Raw genomic sequence first — 16,319 nt, forward strand, 5'->3', positions numbered from 1 at the left:
GTCAGAGTGCGGTGTCGGCCCACCGCGCGCCGGTCGCGGTGACGACGACCCGTCGGGGCTCGTCCGGCACGTCGTCCGGGTCGAGGTCGTCCGTCGACGCGTCCGCCCCGGTCGCGCGGACGATCTCCACGTCGAGCACGGCGTCGGAGATGCCGTCGACGAACCCGCGGCCCCACTCGACGACCACGATCGCGGCGTCCCAGTCGAGGTCGAGGTCGTCGAGCTCGACCGGGTCGCTCAGGCGGTAGGCGTCGACGTGCACCAGGTCCGGCCCCGCGGAGGTGGGGTGGGTCCGGGCGAGCACGAAGGTCGGGCTGGACACCTGTCCGCGTGCACCGAGGGCCGCGCCGAGGCCGCGGGTCAGCGTCGTCTTGCCGGCACCGAGCGGCCCGGTGAGGACGACGAGGTCCCCCGCATGCAACACCGCGGCGAGCCGGGCGCCGAGTCCGCCCATCTCGTCGGTCGTCGACACCGTGGTGTCGAGCAGCACACGCGGGGCGTCCGTCACGGCTGCTCCCGCAGGTAGTCGCCGACGCGCCCGCCGACCTCGTGTCCGACGACCTCGCGCGGGACGCGGGCGCCGATGCGGCACGTCACCTCCTCGCCGATCGTGCCGAGCGCCTCGCCCCACTCGAGGACGGTCATCTCGCCGTGCTCCCCCGTGCCGAAGAGCACGACGGGGTCGCCGACCCGGACCTCGTCGTCGCCGACGTCGACCAGGAACTGGTCCATCGCGACCCGACCGGCGATCGGGTACCGCTTGCCGGCGATCGTGACCTCGATCCGCCCCTGCGCCAGGCGCGGGACACCGTCCGCGTAGCCGACCGGCACGAGGGCGAGCGTCGTCTCCGCGCTGGTGCGGTACGTGTAGTCGTACGAGACGCCCGTGTCGACGGGCACGCGCTTCGTCTTCGCGACCGAGGCCGTCAGCGTCATCACCGGCTCGAGCCCGAGGTCCGCGGCGGAGACACCGTCGGCACCGGGGATACCGAACAGGTTGGCGCCCATCCGGACCATGTCCTTCCGGAACTCCTTGCGCTCGAGCCCGGCGAGCGACGCCGCGACGTGCTCCATCGGCAGGTCGAGCCCGAGGTCCTCCGCCGCCTCGACGGCCCGGTCGAACACCGCCACCGCGGCGCTGTCGTCGTCGTCGGAGGACTCGGCGAGGTGCGTGTACGCGGCGACGACCTCGATCCGACCGGCACGCTGCGCCTGCACGGCCAGGGACACCAGGTCGGGCCAGACGTCGGCCGTCGCGCCGTCGCGGTGCAGACCGGAGTCGACGCCGAGGTGCACGCGGGCGGGACGCTGGTCGACGGCGTCGACGACCCGCTGCAGCTCGGTGACGTTCGAGACGCCGAGGTCGATCGCCGAGTCGATCGCGTCCCGGAAGTCGAGCCCGGGGTCGTGCTGCCAGGTGAAGAGGTGGACGTCCTCGCCGATGCCGATCGACCGCAGTCGCAGCGCCGCGGGCACCGTCAGCACCCCGATCCACCGGACTCCGGCATCGACGGCGGCGAGGGCGATCGGCTCGAGGCCGTGCCCGTAGGCGTCGGCCTTCATGATCGCCATGACCTCGACCGGTGCCATCCACCCGCGGACCAGGTCGAGGTTCGACCGGTACGCGTCGAGGTCGATCCGGGCCCGGCGCAGCGGCGCGTTCACGTCGTCCTCCGTTCCACGCTGCGGCCGACCCTCGCGACCACCTCGTAGTTGATCGTGCCGATCGCGGCCGCCCACTCCTCGACGGCCGGGTCGCCGTCGGCGGGGTCGCCCCAGAGCACGGCCTCGTCGCCGACCCGGACGTCCGCGTCACCGATGTCGATGTGCATGGCGTTCATCGCGACGCGTCCGACGACGGGGAAGCGACGGTCGCCGATGCGGACGGACACCCGGTTGCCGAGGTCGCGGTCGAAGCCGTCGGCGTAGCCGAGCCCGATCACCGCCAGGCGCGTGTCCGTCTCCGCCCGCCAGGTGTAGCCGTAGCTCACGCCCTCGCCCGCGGCGACCGGGACGGTCCGGAGCACGGCGGCGGTCACGCGCATCGCCGGGCGCAGCCCGAGGTCGGCGGACGAGCGGTCGGCGAACGGGCTCAGGCCGTACAGCGCGAGCCCGACCCGGGCGGCGTCGTGCCGCGTCTCGGGCACCGCGATGCTCGCCGCGCTCGCGGCGAGGTGCACCACGTCCGGCACGATGCCGTTCGCCGCGAGCCCGTCGAGGGCCCGCTGCAGCGCGGCGTCCTGGTCGAGGTCGTCCGCGCGCGAGGCGTTCGACAGGTGCGACATGAGCCCCTCGACGCGCGTGCGCCCACCGGACCGGGCGATGCGTCCGGCGGTCGCGAAGAGCTCGGCCCACTCGGACTCCACGGCGCCGTTGCGGCTCAGGCCGGTGTCGACGCAGACGTGCACGGCCGGCACCTCCGAGTCGGCTGCTGCAGCGAGCTGGGACACGCTCGAGACCGCCGGGGTGACGTCGTACTGCGCAGCCCGGCGGAAGTCCTCGTCCGGGGCGTGCAGCCACGAGAGGATCCGCACGCCCTCGTCGATCCCGGCGCGGCGGAGCGCGATGCCCTCGTCGACGTCCGCGACCCCGAGCCACTCGGCGCCCGCGTCGACGAAGGCCCGTGCGGCGTGGAGCGCCCCGTGGCCGTACGCGTTCGCCTTCACGACCGCGATGACCCCGGCGGGCGCAACGCGCTCGGACACGGTCACGTAGTTGGCGATCAACGCTTCGCGGTCGACCGTGATGCCGGTGAACGCGGTCATGCGCTCCCCCCTTCGATGACGACGAACGCCGTCGCGATGCCGCCGTCGTGCGACAGCGACAGGTGGACGTCCGTGACGCCGCGGTCCGCCGCCACCCGACGGGCCCCCTCGTGCAGGGTGAGCGACGGGTTCCGCTGGTCGTCGGCGACGACCTCGAGCTCCTGCCAGCTCAGTCCCGCGCTCGACCCGAAGGCCTTGATGAGCGCCTCCTTCGCCGCGAACCGCGCGGCGAGCGAGGACACCGGACGCGGTTCGCCGTCACGCAGCAGCTCGGCGGGGGTGAACAGCCGGGTGCGCAGTGCCGGAGTGCGTTCGAGCACACCCCGGAACCGCTCCGTGTCGACGACGTCGACCCCGATGCCGATGATCACGTCCGACCTACTCGACGGTGACCGACTTCGCCAGGTTGCGCGGCTGGTCGACGTCGAGGCCCTTGGCGGCGGCGAGCTCCATGCCGAACATGTGCAGCGGCGCGACGGCGAGCAGCGGCTCGAACAGCGGCGTGGCGAGCGGGATGCGCAGGACCTCGTCGGCGAAGGGCAGCACGGCGGCGTCCCCTTCTTCGGCGATGGCGATCACCCGGGCACCGCGGGCGCGGATCTCCTGGATGTTCGAGACGACCTTCGGGTGCAGCGAGCGCGGGTCGCGCGGCGACGGCACGATGACGAAGACGATCTGCCCGGGCTCGATCAGGGCGATCGGTCCGTGCTTGAGCTCACCGGCGGCGAAGCCCTCGGCGTGGATGTAGGCGAGCTCCTTGAGCTTGAGCGCACCCTCGAGCGCGATCGGGTAGCCCACGTGGCGACCGAGGAACAGCACGCTCCGGGTGTCCGCCATCCACTTCGCCAGCTCGGCGATGCCGGACGCGTCGTCGATGGTCTGCTGCAGCTTCGGCGCGAGTCCCTCGAGCTCGGCGACCTGCTCGGCGACCTGCTCGGCCGTCAGCGTGCCGCGCAGCGTGGCGAGGTGCAGCCCGAGCAGGTACAGCGCCACGCCCTGGGCGATGAACGCCTTCGTGGACGCGACGGCGACCTCCGGCCCGGCGTGCGTGTAGATCACAGCGTCGGACTCGCGCGGGATCGTCGCGCCCTGCGTGTTGCAGATCGAGAGCACCTGCGCGCCCTGCTCGCGGGCGTACTTCACGGCCATGAGCGTGTCCATGGTCTCGCCCGACTGGCTGATCGAGACCACGAGGGTGCGCTCGTCGAGCACCGGGTCGCGGTAGCGGAACTCGTGCGCGAGCTCGACCTCGACCGGCACGCGGGCCCACTGCTCGATGGCGTACTTGCCCAGGGTCCCGGCGTAGGCCGCGGTGCCGCAGGCGATCACGATCACGCGGTCCACCTGCTGCAGGCGCTCGGCGATCGGGTCGAGGTCGGTCAGCGTGACGGCACCGTCGTGCACGCGGCCGAGGATCGTCTTCGCGACGGCCTCGGGCTCCTCGCTGATCTCCTTCGCCATGAAGGAGCTCCAGCCGCCCTTGTCGGCGGCCGACGCGTCCCAGCTGACCTCGAACTCGTCCGGGGTCGCGGGGCTGCCGTCGAAGTGCACGACCTCGACCCCCTCGGGACGGATCGTGGCGATCTCGTCCTGCCCGATCGCGAGCGCGCGCTGCGTGTAGGCGACGAACGCGGCGACGTCCGAGCCCATGAAGTTCTCGCCGTCGCCGAGGCCGACCACGAGCGGGGAGTTCCGACGGGCACCGACGACGACGCCCGGCTGGTCGGCGTGCACGACGAGGAGCGTGAAGGCGCCCTCGAGCCGCTGCACGGCCTGCTGCATCGCGGCCGTCAGGTCGCCGGTCTCGCGGAAGGACCGCGCGACGAGGTGCGCCGCGACCTCGGAGTCGGTCTCGCTGGCGAACGTCACGCCCTCGGCGAGGAGCTCCTCCTTCAGCGGGGCGAAGTTCTCGATGATGCCGTTGTGGATGAGGGCGAGCGTGCCGCCGTCCGCCAGGTGCGGGTGCGCGTTGCCGTCGGTCGGACCGCCGTGCGTCGCCCAGCGGGTGTGCCCGATGCCCGTGGCACCGTCGGCGATCGGGTGCGCCTCGAGCTCGTCGACGAGGGCCTGGAGCTTGCCCGCCTTCTTCGCCGAGACCAGGTCGCCGGGTCGGTCGACGACGGCGATGCCGGCAGAGTCGTAACCGCGGTACTCGAGCCGACGGAGGCCCCCGAGGAGGACCTCCTGGCTGCTCCCGGTGCCGACGTAGCCCACGATTCCACACATGCGGTCGATCCTACGGTCTGGCTGACCGCCGACCCTGCGAAGCCGCGGGTGGCGGGGATAACGTTCCGATCATGGGACGCTTCGACGACATCGCGATCACGACGCTGCACGGCGAGCAGACGACGTTCGGGCAGTACGCCGACAAGGCGGTGCTCGTCGTGAACGTCGCCTCGCGGTGCGGGCTCGCACCCCAGTACGAGCAGCTCGAGGCGCTGCAGAAGACCTACGCCGAGCGCGGCTTCACGGTCCTCGGCTTCCCGAGCAACCAGTTCCTGCAGGAGCTCGGTTCCTCCGAGGCGATCGACGAGTACTGCTCGACCACGTGGGGCGTGACGTTCCCGATGTCCGAGAAGGTCAAGGTGAACGGCAAGGGGGCCCATCCCCTCTACCAGGCCCTCAAGGAGACCCCCGACGCCTCCGGCAAGGCCGGCCGGGTGAGCTGGAACTTCGAGAAGTTCCTCGTCGCCCCCGACGGCTCCGTCACGCGCTTCCGCCCCACCACGAAGCCGGACGCCCCCGAGGTCGTCGCCGCCATCGAGGCGGCCCTGCCCGCCTGACCTCCGGTCACGTGCCGGGTCGCGTCCTGCGGACACGCACCGCGCCGCGGACGGGAGGCGCGCACCACCGCAGCCCGTCCGCTCACCTGCTCCGCGCCTCCCGTCGGTACGCTCGTGCCCATGCCGATCACGGAGACCGCCGTCGCGCACCCGACCCCGTTCGTGGAGATCCCGCGCGACGAGTGGTCCCAGCTGGCGCCGAAGGAGCACCTGTCGCTCACCGAGACCGAGGTCGTGCAGCTGCGCGGTCTGGGCGACCGGCTCGACATGCAGGAGGTCCAGGAGGTCTACCTGCCCCTCTCGCGGCTGCTGACGCTGTACGCGGCGGGGGCGCGGGACCTGCACGCGGAGACGAGCCGCTTCCTCGGCGAGCGGGCCGGTCGGACACCGTTCGTCATCGGCGTCGCCGGTTCGGTGGCCGTCGGCAAGTCCACCGTCGCCCGACTGCTCCGCGAGCTGACGAAGCGCTGGCCCGACACCCCGCGCGTGGAGCTCGTCACGACCGACGGCTTCCTGTACCCGAACGCCGAGCTCGAGCGCCGCGGGATCATGGACCGCAAGGGCTTCCCGGAGTCGTACGACCGCCGGGCCCTGCTGCGGTTCGTCAGCCAGGTGAAGAGCGGCGCGACCGAGGTCCGTGCGCCGTTCTACTCGCACCTGGTCTACGACATCGTGCCCGACGCGGAGATCGTCGTGCGGCAGCCGGACGTCCTCATCGTCGAGGGGCTCAACGTGCTCGCGCCGCCGGTGCACGGGCGGCTCGCGCTCTCCGACCTCTTCGACTTCACCATCTACGTCGACGCGAAGACGAAGGACATCGAGTCCTGGTACGTCGACCGGTTCCTGGCCCTGCAGGAGGAGGCGTTCTCGAGCCCCGACTCGTTCTTCCACCGGTTCGCCTCGTTGTCGCGCGAGGACGCGGTGCGGACGGCGACCGAGGTGTGGCGGGCGATCAACGAGCCGAACCTGCTCGAGAACGTGCTGCCGACGCGCTCCCGGGCGACCCTCGTGCTCAAGAAGGGCGCGAACCACAAGGTGTCGTCGGTGCTGCTCCGCAAGATCTGACGCGGGGACCCGGCGCGGCCGCTGGCTGCACGGCACGGCACGGTAGGCGCGTCGAACCAGGAAGACGACATCGAACCAGGACGAGCGCCTGGTTCGATGTCGTCCTCGTGGTTCGACAGCGGGCAGCGCCCGCGTGGCGAACGGCCTACGCGGCCTCGTCGATCGCCAGCCGGTCACGCACGACGTCCGCGAGCTCCTCGGCGACGCGCTCGGCGTCCTCCTGCGAGGCGGCTTCGACCATCACGCGGACGACCGGCTCGGTGCCGGACGGACGCAGCAGCACCCGCCCGGAGTCCCCGAGCGCCGCCGTGGCCGCGGCGACCGCGTCCTGCACGCCCTGGTCCTCGAGCCCGTGGCGGTCGACGCCCCGGACGTTCAGGAGCACCTGCGGGAAGACGGTCATGCACGACGCGAGCTCCTGCAGGCTCTTCCCGGTGCGCGCCATCTCGGCCACCAGGTGCAGCCCGGTCAGGACCCCGTCGCCGGTGGTCGCGTAGTCGTTGAAGATGATGTGGCCGGACTGCTCGCCGCCGAGCGAGAACCCGCCCTCGTTCATCTTCTCGAGCACGTAGCGGTCACCGACGCCGGTCTCGAGCACCGTGATGCCCGCGTCCGCCATGGCGCGCTTGAGGCCCAGGTTCGACATGACCGTCGCGACCAGCGTGTCGTCCTTCAGGTGGCCGCGCTCCTGCAGCGACAGCGCGAGGATCGCCATGATCTGGTCGCCGTCGACCGCGTTGCCCGCGGCGTCCACCGCGAGGCACCGGTCGGCGTCGCCGTCGTGCGCGATGCCCACGTCGGCACCGTGCTCGAGCACCGCCCGGGCGAGGTTGTCGATGTGCGTCGACCCCACGCCGTCGTTGATGTTCATGCCGTCCGGCTCGGCGCCGATCAGGGTCACGCGGGCACCCGCGTTCACGAACACCTCGGGCGAGACGCCGGCGGCCGCACCGTTCGCGCAGTCGAGCACGACGTGGAGACCGTCGAGCCGGTGCGGCAGCGTGCCGAGCAGGTGCACGACGTAGCGGTCCTCGGCGTCGGCGAACCGGGTGATCCGGCCGACCTCGCCGCCCGTGGGGGTGGGCGCGGACTGGTCGTGCATGGCCGCCTCGATGCGGTCCTCGACCTCGTCGGGCAGCTTGCGGCCGCCCGTCGCGAAGAACTTGATGCCGTTGTCGGGCGCCGGGTTGTGCGACGCGGAGATCATGACGCCGAAGTCGGCGTCGATGTCCGCCACCAGGTACGCGGCGGCGGGCGTGGGGATGACCCCGGCGTCGAGCACGTCGACGCCGGCGGAGGCGAGCCCGGCCGCGACCGCGGCACCGAGGAACTCGCCGGAGACGCGCGGGTCGCGCGCCAGGACCGCACGGGGGCGCGGTCGACCGGACGCCCGGCGGGCGTCCGCATGGTGTCCGTGCGTGAGCACGGCCGCGCTGGCCTGGGCGAGACCCAGAGCCAGCGCGGCCGTCAGCTCGCCGTTGGCGAGTCCACGAACACCGTCGGTACCGAACAGACGCGGCATTGCGATCGGGTTCGTCGCGCGACTAGCGCTTCGAGAACTGCGACGCCTTGCGGGCCTTCTTGAGACCGGCCTTCTTGCGCTCGATGACGCGGGCGTCACGGGTGAGGAAGCCGGCCTTCTTGAGGGTGGCGCGGTTGTTCTCGCGGTCGATCTCGTTCAGCGCACGCGCGATCGCGAGGCGGAGCGCACCGGCCTGACCCGAGGGGCCACCACCGGTGATGCGGGCGACGACGTCGTAGGCGCCGAGGAGCTCGAGCACCTTGAACGGGTCGTTGATGAGCTGCTGGTGCAGCTTGTTCGGGAAGTAGTCCTCGAGCGTGCGGCCGTTCACCGTGAAGGAGCCGCCACCGGGGACGAGGCGGACACGCGCGATGGCCTCCTTGCGGCGCCCGACGGCACCGCCCGAGACGTTGAGGATCTGGCGGGGAGCGGCCTCGGACGCGACGGGCGCGCTCTCGGTGGTGAAGCTCTCCGGGGTCTGGTCGAGGGAGTCAGCGATCTGAGCCATGAGTTTTATCAGTCCTTGAAGTCGTCGTGGCCGGAACTACTGTGCGACCTGGTCGAAGGTGTACGCCTTGGGCTGCTGCGCGGCGTGCGGGTGCTCCGGGCCGGCGTAGACCTTGAGCTTGCCGAGCTGCTCACGGCCGAGCGTGTTCTTCGGCAGCATGCCGCGGATCGCCTTCTCGACGGCGCGGGTCGGGTGCTTCTCGAGCATCTCCGGGTAGGAGGTCGCCGTGAGGCCGCCCGGGTATCCCGAGTGACGGTAGTAGACCTTCTTCGCGAGCTTGGAGCCGGTGAGGGCGACCTTGTCCGCGTTGATGATGATGACGTAGTCACCCATGTCCATGTGCTGGGCGAAGGTGGCCTTGTGCTTGCCGCGCAGGAGCGCCGCGGCGTGGGTGGCGAGACGGCCGAGGACGACGTCGGTCGCGTCGATGACGATCCAGTCGTGCTGGACGTCTGCCGGCTTCGGGGAGAACGTACGAGTCACAGGAGTGCTGCTTTCGTGTCGAGGTGAGGAGTCCGTGAATCCCGCTCCGGTGGGTGTTCCGCGGGCGATGCTCGTGGAACTGCCCGGTGGAGGGCTCATCTGACTGTCCGGCGCACGGGGCGCACAGACCAAGGTGAGAGCCTACCCGACGCGGCTCGCCTTGTCGAACGCACCTGACCGACGGACGGGAGGCACGGTGCGGGGCCGCCACGCGCCTCCCGTCCATCCGGTGGTCACCACCCCGGGGAACGCGACACCGCACCCGTCGATCGACGGGTGCGGTGTCGCGTTCGACGTGCGTTCAGCGCGTCAGGCGGCGCGGGCCGCCCGACGACGACGGGTCACGATCAGCCCGGTGCCGGCAGCGAGCAGGAGCAGCGCGGTGGCGAGGCCACCGGTGAGCTCCGCGCCGGTGAACGCCAGCTCGCCCGTCGCCGGGTCGATCCGGATGTCGGTCCAGCCGACGAGCGACCCGTCGGCGGCGGTGACGGCGAGGCGGTGCGACCCGGTCGTCGTGCCGACCGGGATCGTCACGCGGACGGTGCCGTCGGCGGCGACCACCTCGGTGCCGAGGAGCACCGCGTCGGAGTACAGCCACACCGAGATCCGCTGCCCGGCGAGCGCCGAGCCGACACCGACCGTGATGGTCTCGCCCGCACGGGCCGAGGCCGGCGCGGTGATGCTGCCACGGTTCGCCTCGGTCAGCGAGGACCCGGCGGGAGCTACGGGCGTCTGGCCGGCGCCCGCGCCGGGCGCCGGCGTGGTGCCGGTGCCGTTGCCGTTGCCGTTGCCGTTGCCGTTGCCCGGAGCGGGCGTCTCGCCGTCACCCGGGGTCGGGGTCTCGCCGTCACCCGGGGTCGGGGTCTCGTCAGCTGCCAGGTCGAAGCCGACCAGGATCGGGTCGTGGTCGCTCGCGCGGTACACGTCGTCGCGGTACAGGTCCGTGACGTTGTAGTCGTAGCGGCTGTACTCGAGGCCCACCGACTCGGTCGAGTTGATGTTCCAGATGTCCACGCCCGTGACGGCTGCGAGTGCGGCCGGGGACGCGAGCACGTGGTCGAGCGAACCGCTCAGGCCGCTGAAGACGTACGAGTACTCCGTCGAGTCCTTCGCCGGACCGAGGTCCGTGTAGCCGGCGTCACGCAGGACGACCATCGGGTCCTCCTCGCTGTACGCGTTGAAGTCACCGAGCATGAACACGCGGTCCGTGCCGTACTTCTCCTGCTCGGTGGTCGAGAAGGCGGCGAGCGCCTGGGCCTGCCGGACGCGGTCGGCGTTCGAGGCGCCCTGGCCGTCGCCCTGGTCGGCGTTCTCGCCCGTGCCCGAACCCTTCGACTTGAAGTGGTTCGCGATCACGAGGAAGTCGTCGGCGGCCGTCCCGCCGAGCGGGCGGAAGGCGTCGGCGACGGGCTGCCGGGCGTTCACGAACGCCGGGTCGTCGAGGATGGTCGACTCGCCGACCGGTGCGACCCGGTCCTTCTTGTAGATGAGCGCGAGACGGATGACGTCCTCGCTCGCCGGGACCTTCGCCGGGGAGGGGACGTACGCCCAGGTGTCCTGGCCGGTCGCGGCGTTCAGCGCGGCCACCAGGGTCGCCACAGCGGCGTCGCGGTCCTGACCGAAGCGCTTCGAGTTCTCGATCTCCTCGAGCGAGACGACGTCGGCGCCCAGGGCGTTGATCGCCTTCACGATCTTCACCTGCTGGCGCGCGAGGTCGTCGGCGTTCGCCGCACCGCGGGCGTCGCAGCCGCCGCGGACGGTCACGGGGTCGCCGTCACGGTCGGTGTAGTACGTGCAGCCGGTGAGCTGGTCGCCCGTGGTCGGGAAGTAGTTCAGCACGTTGAACCCGGCGAGCTTGAGGTCCCCGCCGACGTTCTCCGGCGCCGCGGTGCGGACGTTCGAGAACGATGCGGGCAGGTCCGCCGCCGGGGTCGCGCCGGTGATCGGCGTCGTCGGCTGGAACTTCCACGCGTCGTTGCGGTAGTCGAGGACGACCGGCTCCGAGAACGTGGCGGCGGCACCGACGGTGACCGGGGCCTGGGTGAGCCAGGACACCGGCACCGACTGGTTCGCGGCGCTGAGGAAGTTCGTGCTCGCGCCGTCGTCGAGGACGACCTTGCGCGCGGCGTTGTCGGCGACGACCGCGGCGTACTCGGCGCTGCCCGGGCGGGCGACCTCGGTCGGCTGGATCAGGCGCTTCGTCCCCGCGGCGAGCGCGATCTCGCCGTACTGGTTCGTCGTGTAGTTGTCGGCGACCGTGTAGTCACCCTGCGGTGCGACGAGCATGCTCTCGAGCGACTCGCGCTGGGCGTCCGTGCGCGGCAGGGTCAGCGTCGCCGGGACCGGCTGCACGACGCCTGCGGCGGGGAGCTCCTCGACGTCGGCGGTCGAGGCGACCTCGAGCTCGGTGAGGCCGTTGTACTCGGCGACCGTGCCCGTGAGGCGCACGGCGTCACCGATGGCCACGCTGCCCGCGGTCGCGGCGGAGAACACGAACACGGCGTCCGACGCGGTGTGCGTGGCGAGGTCGACCGCACCGCCGGTGCCGGCGGTCTGGATCGTGTAGCCGTTCAGGCCGCCCGTGGCGTAGACCGCGGTCACGACACCGTCGGTGACGACCCGCTTGCCGACGTACGGCGAGGCGGTGCCGGTGCCCTGCAGCTGCGCGATGGTGACGGCCTCGGCGGGACCGGCCGGCGTGCCGGGGTCGGTCGGCTCGGGGTCGGTCGGCGTGGTGCTGCCCGTCTCGCCCGCGGCGTTCGTCGGGGTCAACGACTCGGTGACCGTGAAGTCGGTGCCGTTGACGTCGGTGTCCGTCGCCCCGGCCCGGGTCAGGCCGTTCGGCACGTTGTTGGCACCGGTCACGGACCGGACTGCACCCTCGTACGTGTTCGACGCACCGTAGCCGAGCAGGTCCACGACACCGGGCGTACCCGTCGCGACGGGGCCGGCGGGGAGCGCGAGCGCAGCCGTGGTGTTCGACAGCGCGAGGGTCCCGGTGGTGCCCGAGGGGTTGATCGAGGCGGTGTCGTCCGCGGTCGGCAGGTCGGCGCCCACCGCGGTCGCGCCACCGTTGCCGGTCATCGACACCAGGAACGTGCCGTTCGCGGGCACGGTGCCCTCGAGCGCGCTCGTCGAGAAGTTCCCGGTGCTGGTCGCGGAGCGGTACTGGAGCGTCCAGCCGGCGAGCGACACCGGCGACGCGGTGGGGTTCGTGATCTCGACGAACTTCTCCTTGTAGAAGGCGTTCGCGCTGCCACCCTTGAGGTACGCCTCGCTGATGACGAGGCCGGTACCGGCGGGGTCCGCGAGGGCGGTGGAGACGGAGACGAGTGGGGCGGCTACGAGCGTCGCAGCGACCGTGGCGCACAGCACGGTGCGCCGCAGGAGGTTGGGCATGCTGACCTTCGGCAGGAGGAGGGGGACTGCACCACGCTAGACACCTGATCGGTCGCTCAGGTTTCCGGCAGGTGAACGATCCGGTCCACCCCCGTCGTGGGCACGGTCAGCCGGCGACCGGCACCCACTCGCGCCCGACCCGGTGCACCGCGGGCCCGTGCCCCGGCAGCACGACCTCCGGGTACGGCAACGCCCGCGCCGACGCGAGCGCCGCCCCCTGGTCCGCGGTGAAGAACGGCGTGATCATCCGCGGCCGGGGCTGCCAGGACCCCGGCAGCGTGTCGTGGTGCGTGACGACCGCGTCGCCCGTCACGATCGCCCCCGCGGCGGGGAGCAGGTACGCCGTGGAGCCGGCGGTGTGCCCGACGGCGGGGAACGGGGTCACGGCACGCTCGGCGAAGTCGGCGCCCGTGAACGCCCGCGCGGTCGGCACGGTGACCGGTCGCAGCGCGTCCGAGCCGATCGCCCGCGCGAGCCACCGGAGCGTCCGGGGTGCCGCCAGCCGCCCGCCGATCTCCGCGGGCGTGACCTGCTGCCGCCCGGGCCCGCGGACGTTGTCGAGCTCGTCCGCGTGGGCGAGGACCTCGACGTGCGGGAACCGCTCGAGGATCCCGGGGAGGCCGCCGACGTGGTCGACGTGCCCGTGCGTGACGTAGACGCGTCGCAGGTCCCCGAGGTCGTGTCCCGCCCACCGCACGGTGTCGAGCACGAGGTCGGTGTCCGCCGGGTAGCCGGCGTCGATCAGCGCGACGCCGTCCTCCTCGGCGAGGACGACCCAGTTCGACACCGGTCCCTCGACGAAGACGACCCCGGGGCCGACGGAGACGACGGAACGCGGCCTGCGGGAACTCATCCCCCGACGGTACCGGCGCCCGGCTCGTCGTCCGACCGGCGCGCACGGGTCTGCGTCGCACGTGCCGCGAGCTCGTCGTCCGCCGGGTAGCCGACCTCGGTGAGAGTGAGCCCGAGGGCCGGCGCGACCGCGAACGCGCTGGTGCGCTGTTCGGCGACCCGGAGTTCCTCGAGCCGGTCCGGGCCGAAGCGGCCCTCCCCCACGGCGATCGTCGCGCCGACCATCGCACGCACCATGGAGTGGCAGAAGGCGTCGGCCTGGAGGCGCGCCACCAGCACGCCGTCCGGCTCGCGGTCCCAGCGGAACTCCTGCAGCGTCCGGATGGTCGTGGCACCCTCGCGCGGCTTGCAGAAGGTCGCGAAGTCGTGCAGCCCGAGCAGCCGGAGCGCACCGCGCTCCATCGCCGCCGGGTCCAGACGCGTCGGGTGCCAGAGCGTGTGCCCACGACGACGGGGATCGCGCGGGGCGTCGGCGTCCGCGACCCGGTACTCGTAGCGCCGCCAGAGCGGGGAGAACCGCGCGTCGAACCCGTCCGGCGCGACCGAGGCCCGCCGCACGACGACGTCGCCCGTGAGCGCCGCGATGCCGTTGATCCTCCGGACCAGACCGTCGAGCGACGTGCGCGGCGGCCCGTCGGGCGAGGACCGCCGCGGGCGGGTCAGGGCGCCCCACTGCTCGGCGGTCAGGTCGAGGTGGGCGACCTGCCCGGTGGCGTGCACGCCCGCGTCCGTGCGTCCCGCGACCGTGAGCAGCGGCGGCGCACCCCAGCGGGTGAACACGGTCGCGAGGGCCGACTCGAGCGCACCCTGCACGGTCCGCAGCCCGGGCTGCCGGGCCCAGCCCGAGAACGCCGCACCGTCGTACGCGACGTCGAGGCGCAGCCGCACCCCGTCCGTGCCCGTGCCCGTGCCCGCAGCACCCGATCCGTCCGTCGCGTCCGTCCCGTCCACGGGAGCGAGCGTACCGGGGGCGACCAGGGCCTCCCGGCCGACCCGGCGCCCCGACCGGGGCCGACCGCCGGTGTCAGCGCGTGTCAGTGCCGCGTCAGTGGCGCGTGAGCGCCCGGCGGCACCATCGACACCGACATCGACGAAAGGACCTCCCGATGACCACCACACCCCTCGCGGTCGAGGCCACCGGCCTCGTGAAGACCTTCGGGTCGAACCGTGCCGTGGACGGCGTCGACCTCCGGGTCGAGGCCGGGACCGTCTACGGCGTGCTCGGCCCGAACGGCGCCGGCAAGACCACCACGATCTCGATGCTCGCCACGCTGCTCGTGCCGGACGGCGGCGAGGCCCGCGTCTTCGGCCACGACGTCCGGCGCGACCCGCAGACCGTCCGCTCCCTGATCGGCGTGACCGGCCAGTACGCCAGCGTCGACGAGACGCTGAGCGCCACCGAGAACCTCGTCATCTTCGCGCGACTGCTCGGGCTCTCCCGCACCGACGCGAAGCGCAAGGCGGTCGAGCTGCTCGAGCGCTTCGGGCTGTCCGAGGCGGCGTCGCGTCCGCTCAAGAAGTTCTCCGGGGGCATGCGCCGCCGGCTCGACCTGGCCGCGAGCCTCATCGCGCAGCCGCCGCTCATCTTCCTCGACGAGCCGACGACCGGCCTCGACCCGCGGACCCGTGCGCAGATGTGGGACACGATCCGCGAGCTCGTCGCGACGGGGTCCACCGTCGTGCTCACCACGCAGTACCTCGACGAGGCCGACCAGCTCGCCGACCGCATCGCGGTGATCGACCACGGCCGCGTGGTCGCCGAGGGCACCGCCGACGAACTGAAGTCGTCGGTCGGCACGGCTTCGTTGCAGCTGCGGCTCGCGGACGCCGACCCGATCGCGATGGCGACCGCCGCCGGGCTCGTCGAGCGGGTGCTCGGCACCCCCGCGGTCGTCAGCCCCGAGGGCGCGCGTCTCACGGCCCCGATGACCGCACCCGACCGCGTCACCGACCTGCTCGTGTCGTTCCGCGACGCGGGCGTCTCCCTCGCCGAGATCAGCGTCCAGAAGCCGACGCTCGACGAGGTCTTCCTCACCATCACCGGCTCGCCGGCGTCCGCGGACGCCGAGACCGAGTCCGAGCGCGCGCTCGAAGGGAGCCTCGCATGACCACCCTCGCCCCGACACCCACCACCACGTCGTCGCCCCGTGTGACCCCCCGTCCCGGGATCGGCGGCACCGGCCTCGCCGCGACCGTCCGGCAGTCCTTCACGATGGCCTACCGCGGGCTCGTGAAGATCCGGCGCACGCCCGAGCAGCTGTTCGACGTCACGCTCATGCCGATCGTCTTCACCGTGATGTTCACGTACATCTTCGGCGGCGCGATCTCCGGTGACGTCGGCAGCTACCTGCCCGTCATCATTCCCGGCATCCTCGTCCAGACGGCGATCACCTCGTCGGTCGTCACGGGCGTCCAGCTCCGCGAGGACATGGACAAGGGCGTCTTCGACCGCTTCCGGTCCCTGCCCATCGCCCGCATCGCACCGCTCGCCGGCGCCCTGCTCGCCGACACCGTGCGCTACGCCATCGCGACGACGATCACGTTCGTGGTCGGGATCGTCATGGGGCTGCGTCCCGCCGGCGGCCTCGGTGCGGTCCTGCTCGCGGCACTGCTCGTCATCGTGGTCGCCTGGGCGATCAGCTGGGTCTTCGCCTACTTCGGCGTCATCGCCCGAACCGCCTCGAGCGTCTCGGGCATCGCCAACCTCGTGCTCTTCCCGCTGACCTTCCTGTCGAACGCGTTCGTCCCGACGGACACGCTGCCGGCCTGGCTGCGCTGGTTCACCGAGGTCAACCCGGTCTCGCACCTCATCACCGCGGTGCGCGACCTCGTCAACCACGGCACGATCGGCGGGGACCTCTGGCTCAGCCTGCTGGGCGCCGCGGTCATCGTCGCGGTGTTCGCGCCGCTGACCGTCCGGGCCTACATGCGGAAGGCCTGAC

At 72.3% G+C, this 16,319-nt stretch carries 15 protein-coding genes; 4 read left to right on the top strand and 11 right to left on the bottom strand.

Annotated features, from left to right (window positions below):
* Position 1 precedes the first annotated feature (1 nt).
* From tsaE to glmS, 5 genes are read right to left on the bottom strand one after another with little or no spacing between them, the layout of a single operon-like run.
* Positions 2-508 carry a tRNA (adenosine(37)-N6)-threonylcarbamoyltransferase complex ATPase subunit type 1 TsaE gene (tsaE, locus tag QUG92_RS05255; protein WP_289457962.1) on the bottom strand — a complete coding sequence of 169 codons (507 nt, stop codon included), beginning with the start codon at positions 506-508 and terminating at the stop codon, positions 2-4.
* The gene (gene alr, locus QUG92_RS05260; protein WP_289457963.1) at positions 505-1,665 is read right to left on the bottom strand and encodes an alanine racemase; all 1,161 of its coding nucleotides are present in this window, start codon (positions 1,663-1,665) and stop codon (positions 505-507) included. Before alr (QUG92_RS05260) ends, tsaE begins: the two co-directional genes overlap by 4 nt.
* Entirely contained in the window at positions 1,662-2,765 is a 1,104-nt protein-coding gene (gene alr / locus QUG92_RS05265; protein WP_069712828.1) for an alanine racemase, read from the bottom strand. The genes alr (QUG92_RS05260) and alr (QUG92_RS05265) overlap by 4 nt, the downstream gene beginning before the upstream one ends.
* Complete coding sequence (locus QUG92_RS05270; protein WP_069712827.1) at positions 2,762-3,136, bottom strand: holo-ACP synthase; 375 nt, start codon at positions 3,134-3,136, stop codon at positions 2,762-2,764. Before QUG92_RS05270 ends, alr (QUG92_RS05265) begins: the two co-directional genes overlap by 4 nt.
* A gap of 7 nt (positions 3,137-3,143) precedes the next feature.
* Positions 3,144-4,991: a glutamine--fructose-6-phosphate transaminase (isomerizing) gene (gene glmS / locus QUG92_RS05275; RefSeq protein ID WP_289457964.1), complete on the bottom strand. Its 1,848-nt coding sequence runs from the start codon at positions 4,989-4,991 to the stop codon at positions 3,144-3,146.
* Positions 4,992-5,062: 71 nt separating this feature from the next.
* Here glmS and QUG92_RS05280 point away from each other — a divergent pair, with 71 nt between their 5' ends.
* Both QUG92_RS05280 and coaA read left to right on the top strand, forming a co-directional pair.
* A complete protein-coding gene (locus QUG92_RS05280) occupies positions 5,063-5,548 on the top strand; it encodes a glutathione peroxidase (RefSeq protein WP_182045398.1) in 486 nt (161 codons plus the stop codon).
* Positions 5,549-5,668: 120 nt separating this feature from the next.
* A complete protein-coding gene (coaA, locus tag QUG92_RS05285; protein ID WP_289457965.1) occupies positions 5,669-6,613 on the top strand; it encodes a type I pantothenate kinase in 945 nt (314 codons plus the stop codon).
* Between the two features lie 145 nt (positions 6,614-6,758).
* Here coaA and glmM read toward each other — a convergent pair whose 3' ends face one another.
* The 6 genes from glmM to truA all read right to left on the bottom strand — a co-directional run bounded on the left by glmM (position 6,759) and on the right by truA (position 14,265).
* Complete coding sequence (gene glmM / locus QUG92_RS05290; protein WP_289457966.1) at positions 6,759-8,135, bottom strand: phosphoglucosamine mutase; 1,377 nt, start codon at positions 8,133-8,135, stop codon at positions 6,759-6,761.
* Positions 8,136-8,157: 22 nt separating this feature from the next.
* Positions 8,158-8,643 carry a 30S ribosomal protein S9 gene (rpsI, locus tag QUG92_RS05295; RefSeq protein ID WP_069712822.1) on the bottom strand — a complete coding sequence of 162 codons (486 nt, stop codon included), beginning with the start codon at positions 8,641-8,643 and terminating at the stop codon, positions 8,158-8,160.
* Between the two features lie 36 nt (positions 8,644-8,679).
* The gene (gene rplM, locus QUG92_RS05300) at positions 8,680-9,126 is read right to left on the bottom strand and encodes a 50S ribosomal protein L13 (protein WP_069712821.1); all 447 of its coding nucleotides are present in this window, start codon (positions 9,124-9,126) and stop codon (positions 8,680-8,682) included.
* A 309-nt stretch (positions 9,127-9,435) separates the two neighbouring features.
* Complete coding sequence (locus QUG92_RS05305) at positions 9,436-12,525, bottom strand: ExeM/NucH family extracellular endonuclease (RefSeq protein ID WP_289457967.1); 3,090 nt, start codon at positions 12,523-12,525, stop codon at positions 9,436-9,438.
* 106 nt (positions 12,526-12,631) lie between these two features.
* Positions 12,632-13,378 carry an MBL fold metallo-hydrolase gene (locus QUG92_RS05310; RefSeq protein ID WP_289457968.1) on the bottom strand — a complete coding sequence of 249 codons (747 nt, stop codon included), beginning with the start codon at positions 13,376-13,378 and terminating at the stop codon, positions 12,632-12,634.
* A complete protein-coding gene (gene truA / locus QUG92_RS05315; protein ID WP_289458383.1) occupies positions 13,375-14,265 on the bottom strand; it encodes a tRNA pseudouridine(38-40) synthase TruA in 891 nt (296 codons plus the stop codon). Before truA ends, QUG92_RS05310 begins: the two co-directional genes overlap by 4 nt.
* Before the next feature lie 218 nt (positions 14,266-14,483).
* Between truA and QUG92_RS05320 the strand changes: the two genes are divergently transcribed.
* The gene (locus QUG92_RS05320) at positions 14,484-15,485 is read left to right on the top strand and encodes an ATP-binding cassette domain-containing protein (protein ID WP_289457969.1); all 1,002 of its coding nucleotides are present in this window, start codon (positions 14,484-14,486) and stop codon (positions 15,483-15,485) included.
* Positions 15,482-16,318, top strand: coding sequence for an ABC transporter permease (locus QUG92_RS05325; RefSeq protein WP_289457970.1), 837 nt, complete (start codon positions 15,482-15,484; stop codon positions 16,316-16,318). Before QUG92_RS05320 ends, QUG92_RS05325 begins: the two co-directional genes overlap by 4 nt.
* Position 16,319 lies beyond the last annotated feature (1 nt).

It is taken from the genome of Curtobacterium citri, assembly GCF_030362955.1.
Lineage (GTDB): Bacteria > Actinomycetota > Actinomycetes > Actinomycetales > Microbacteriaceae > Curtobacterium > Curtobacterium citri.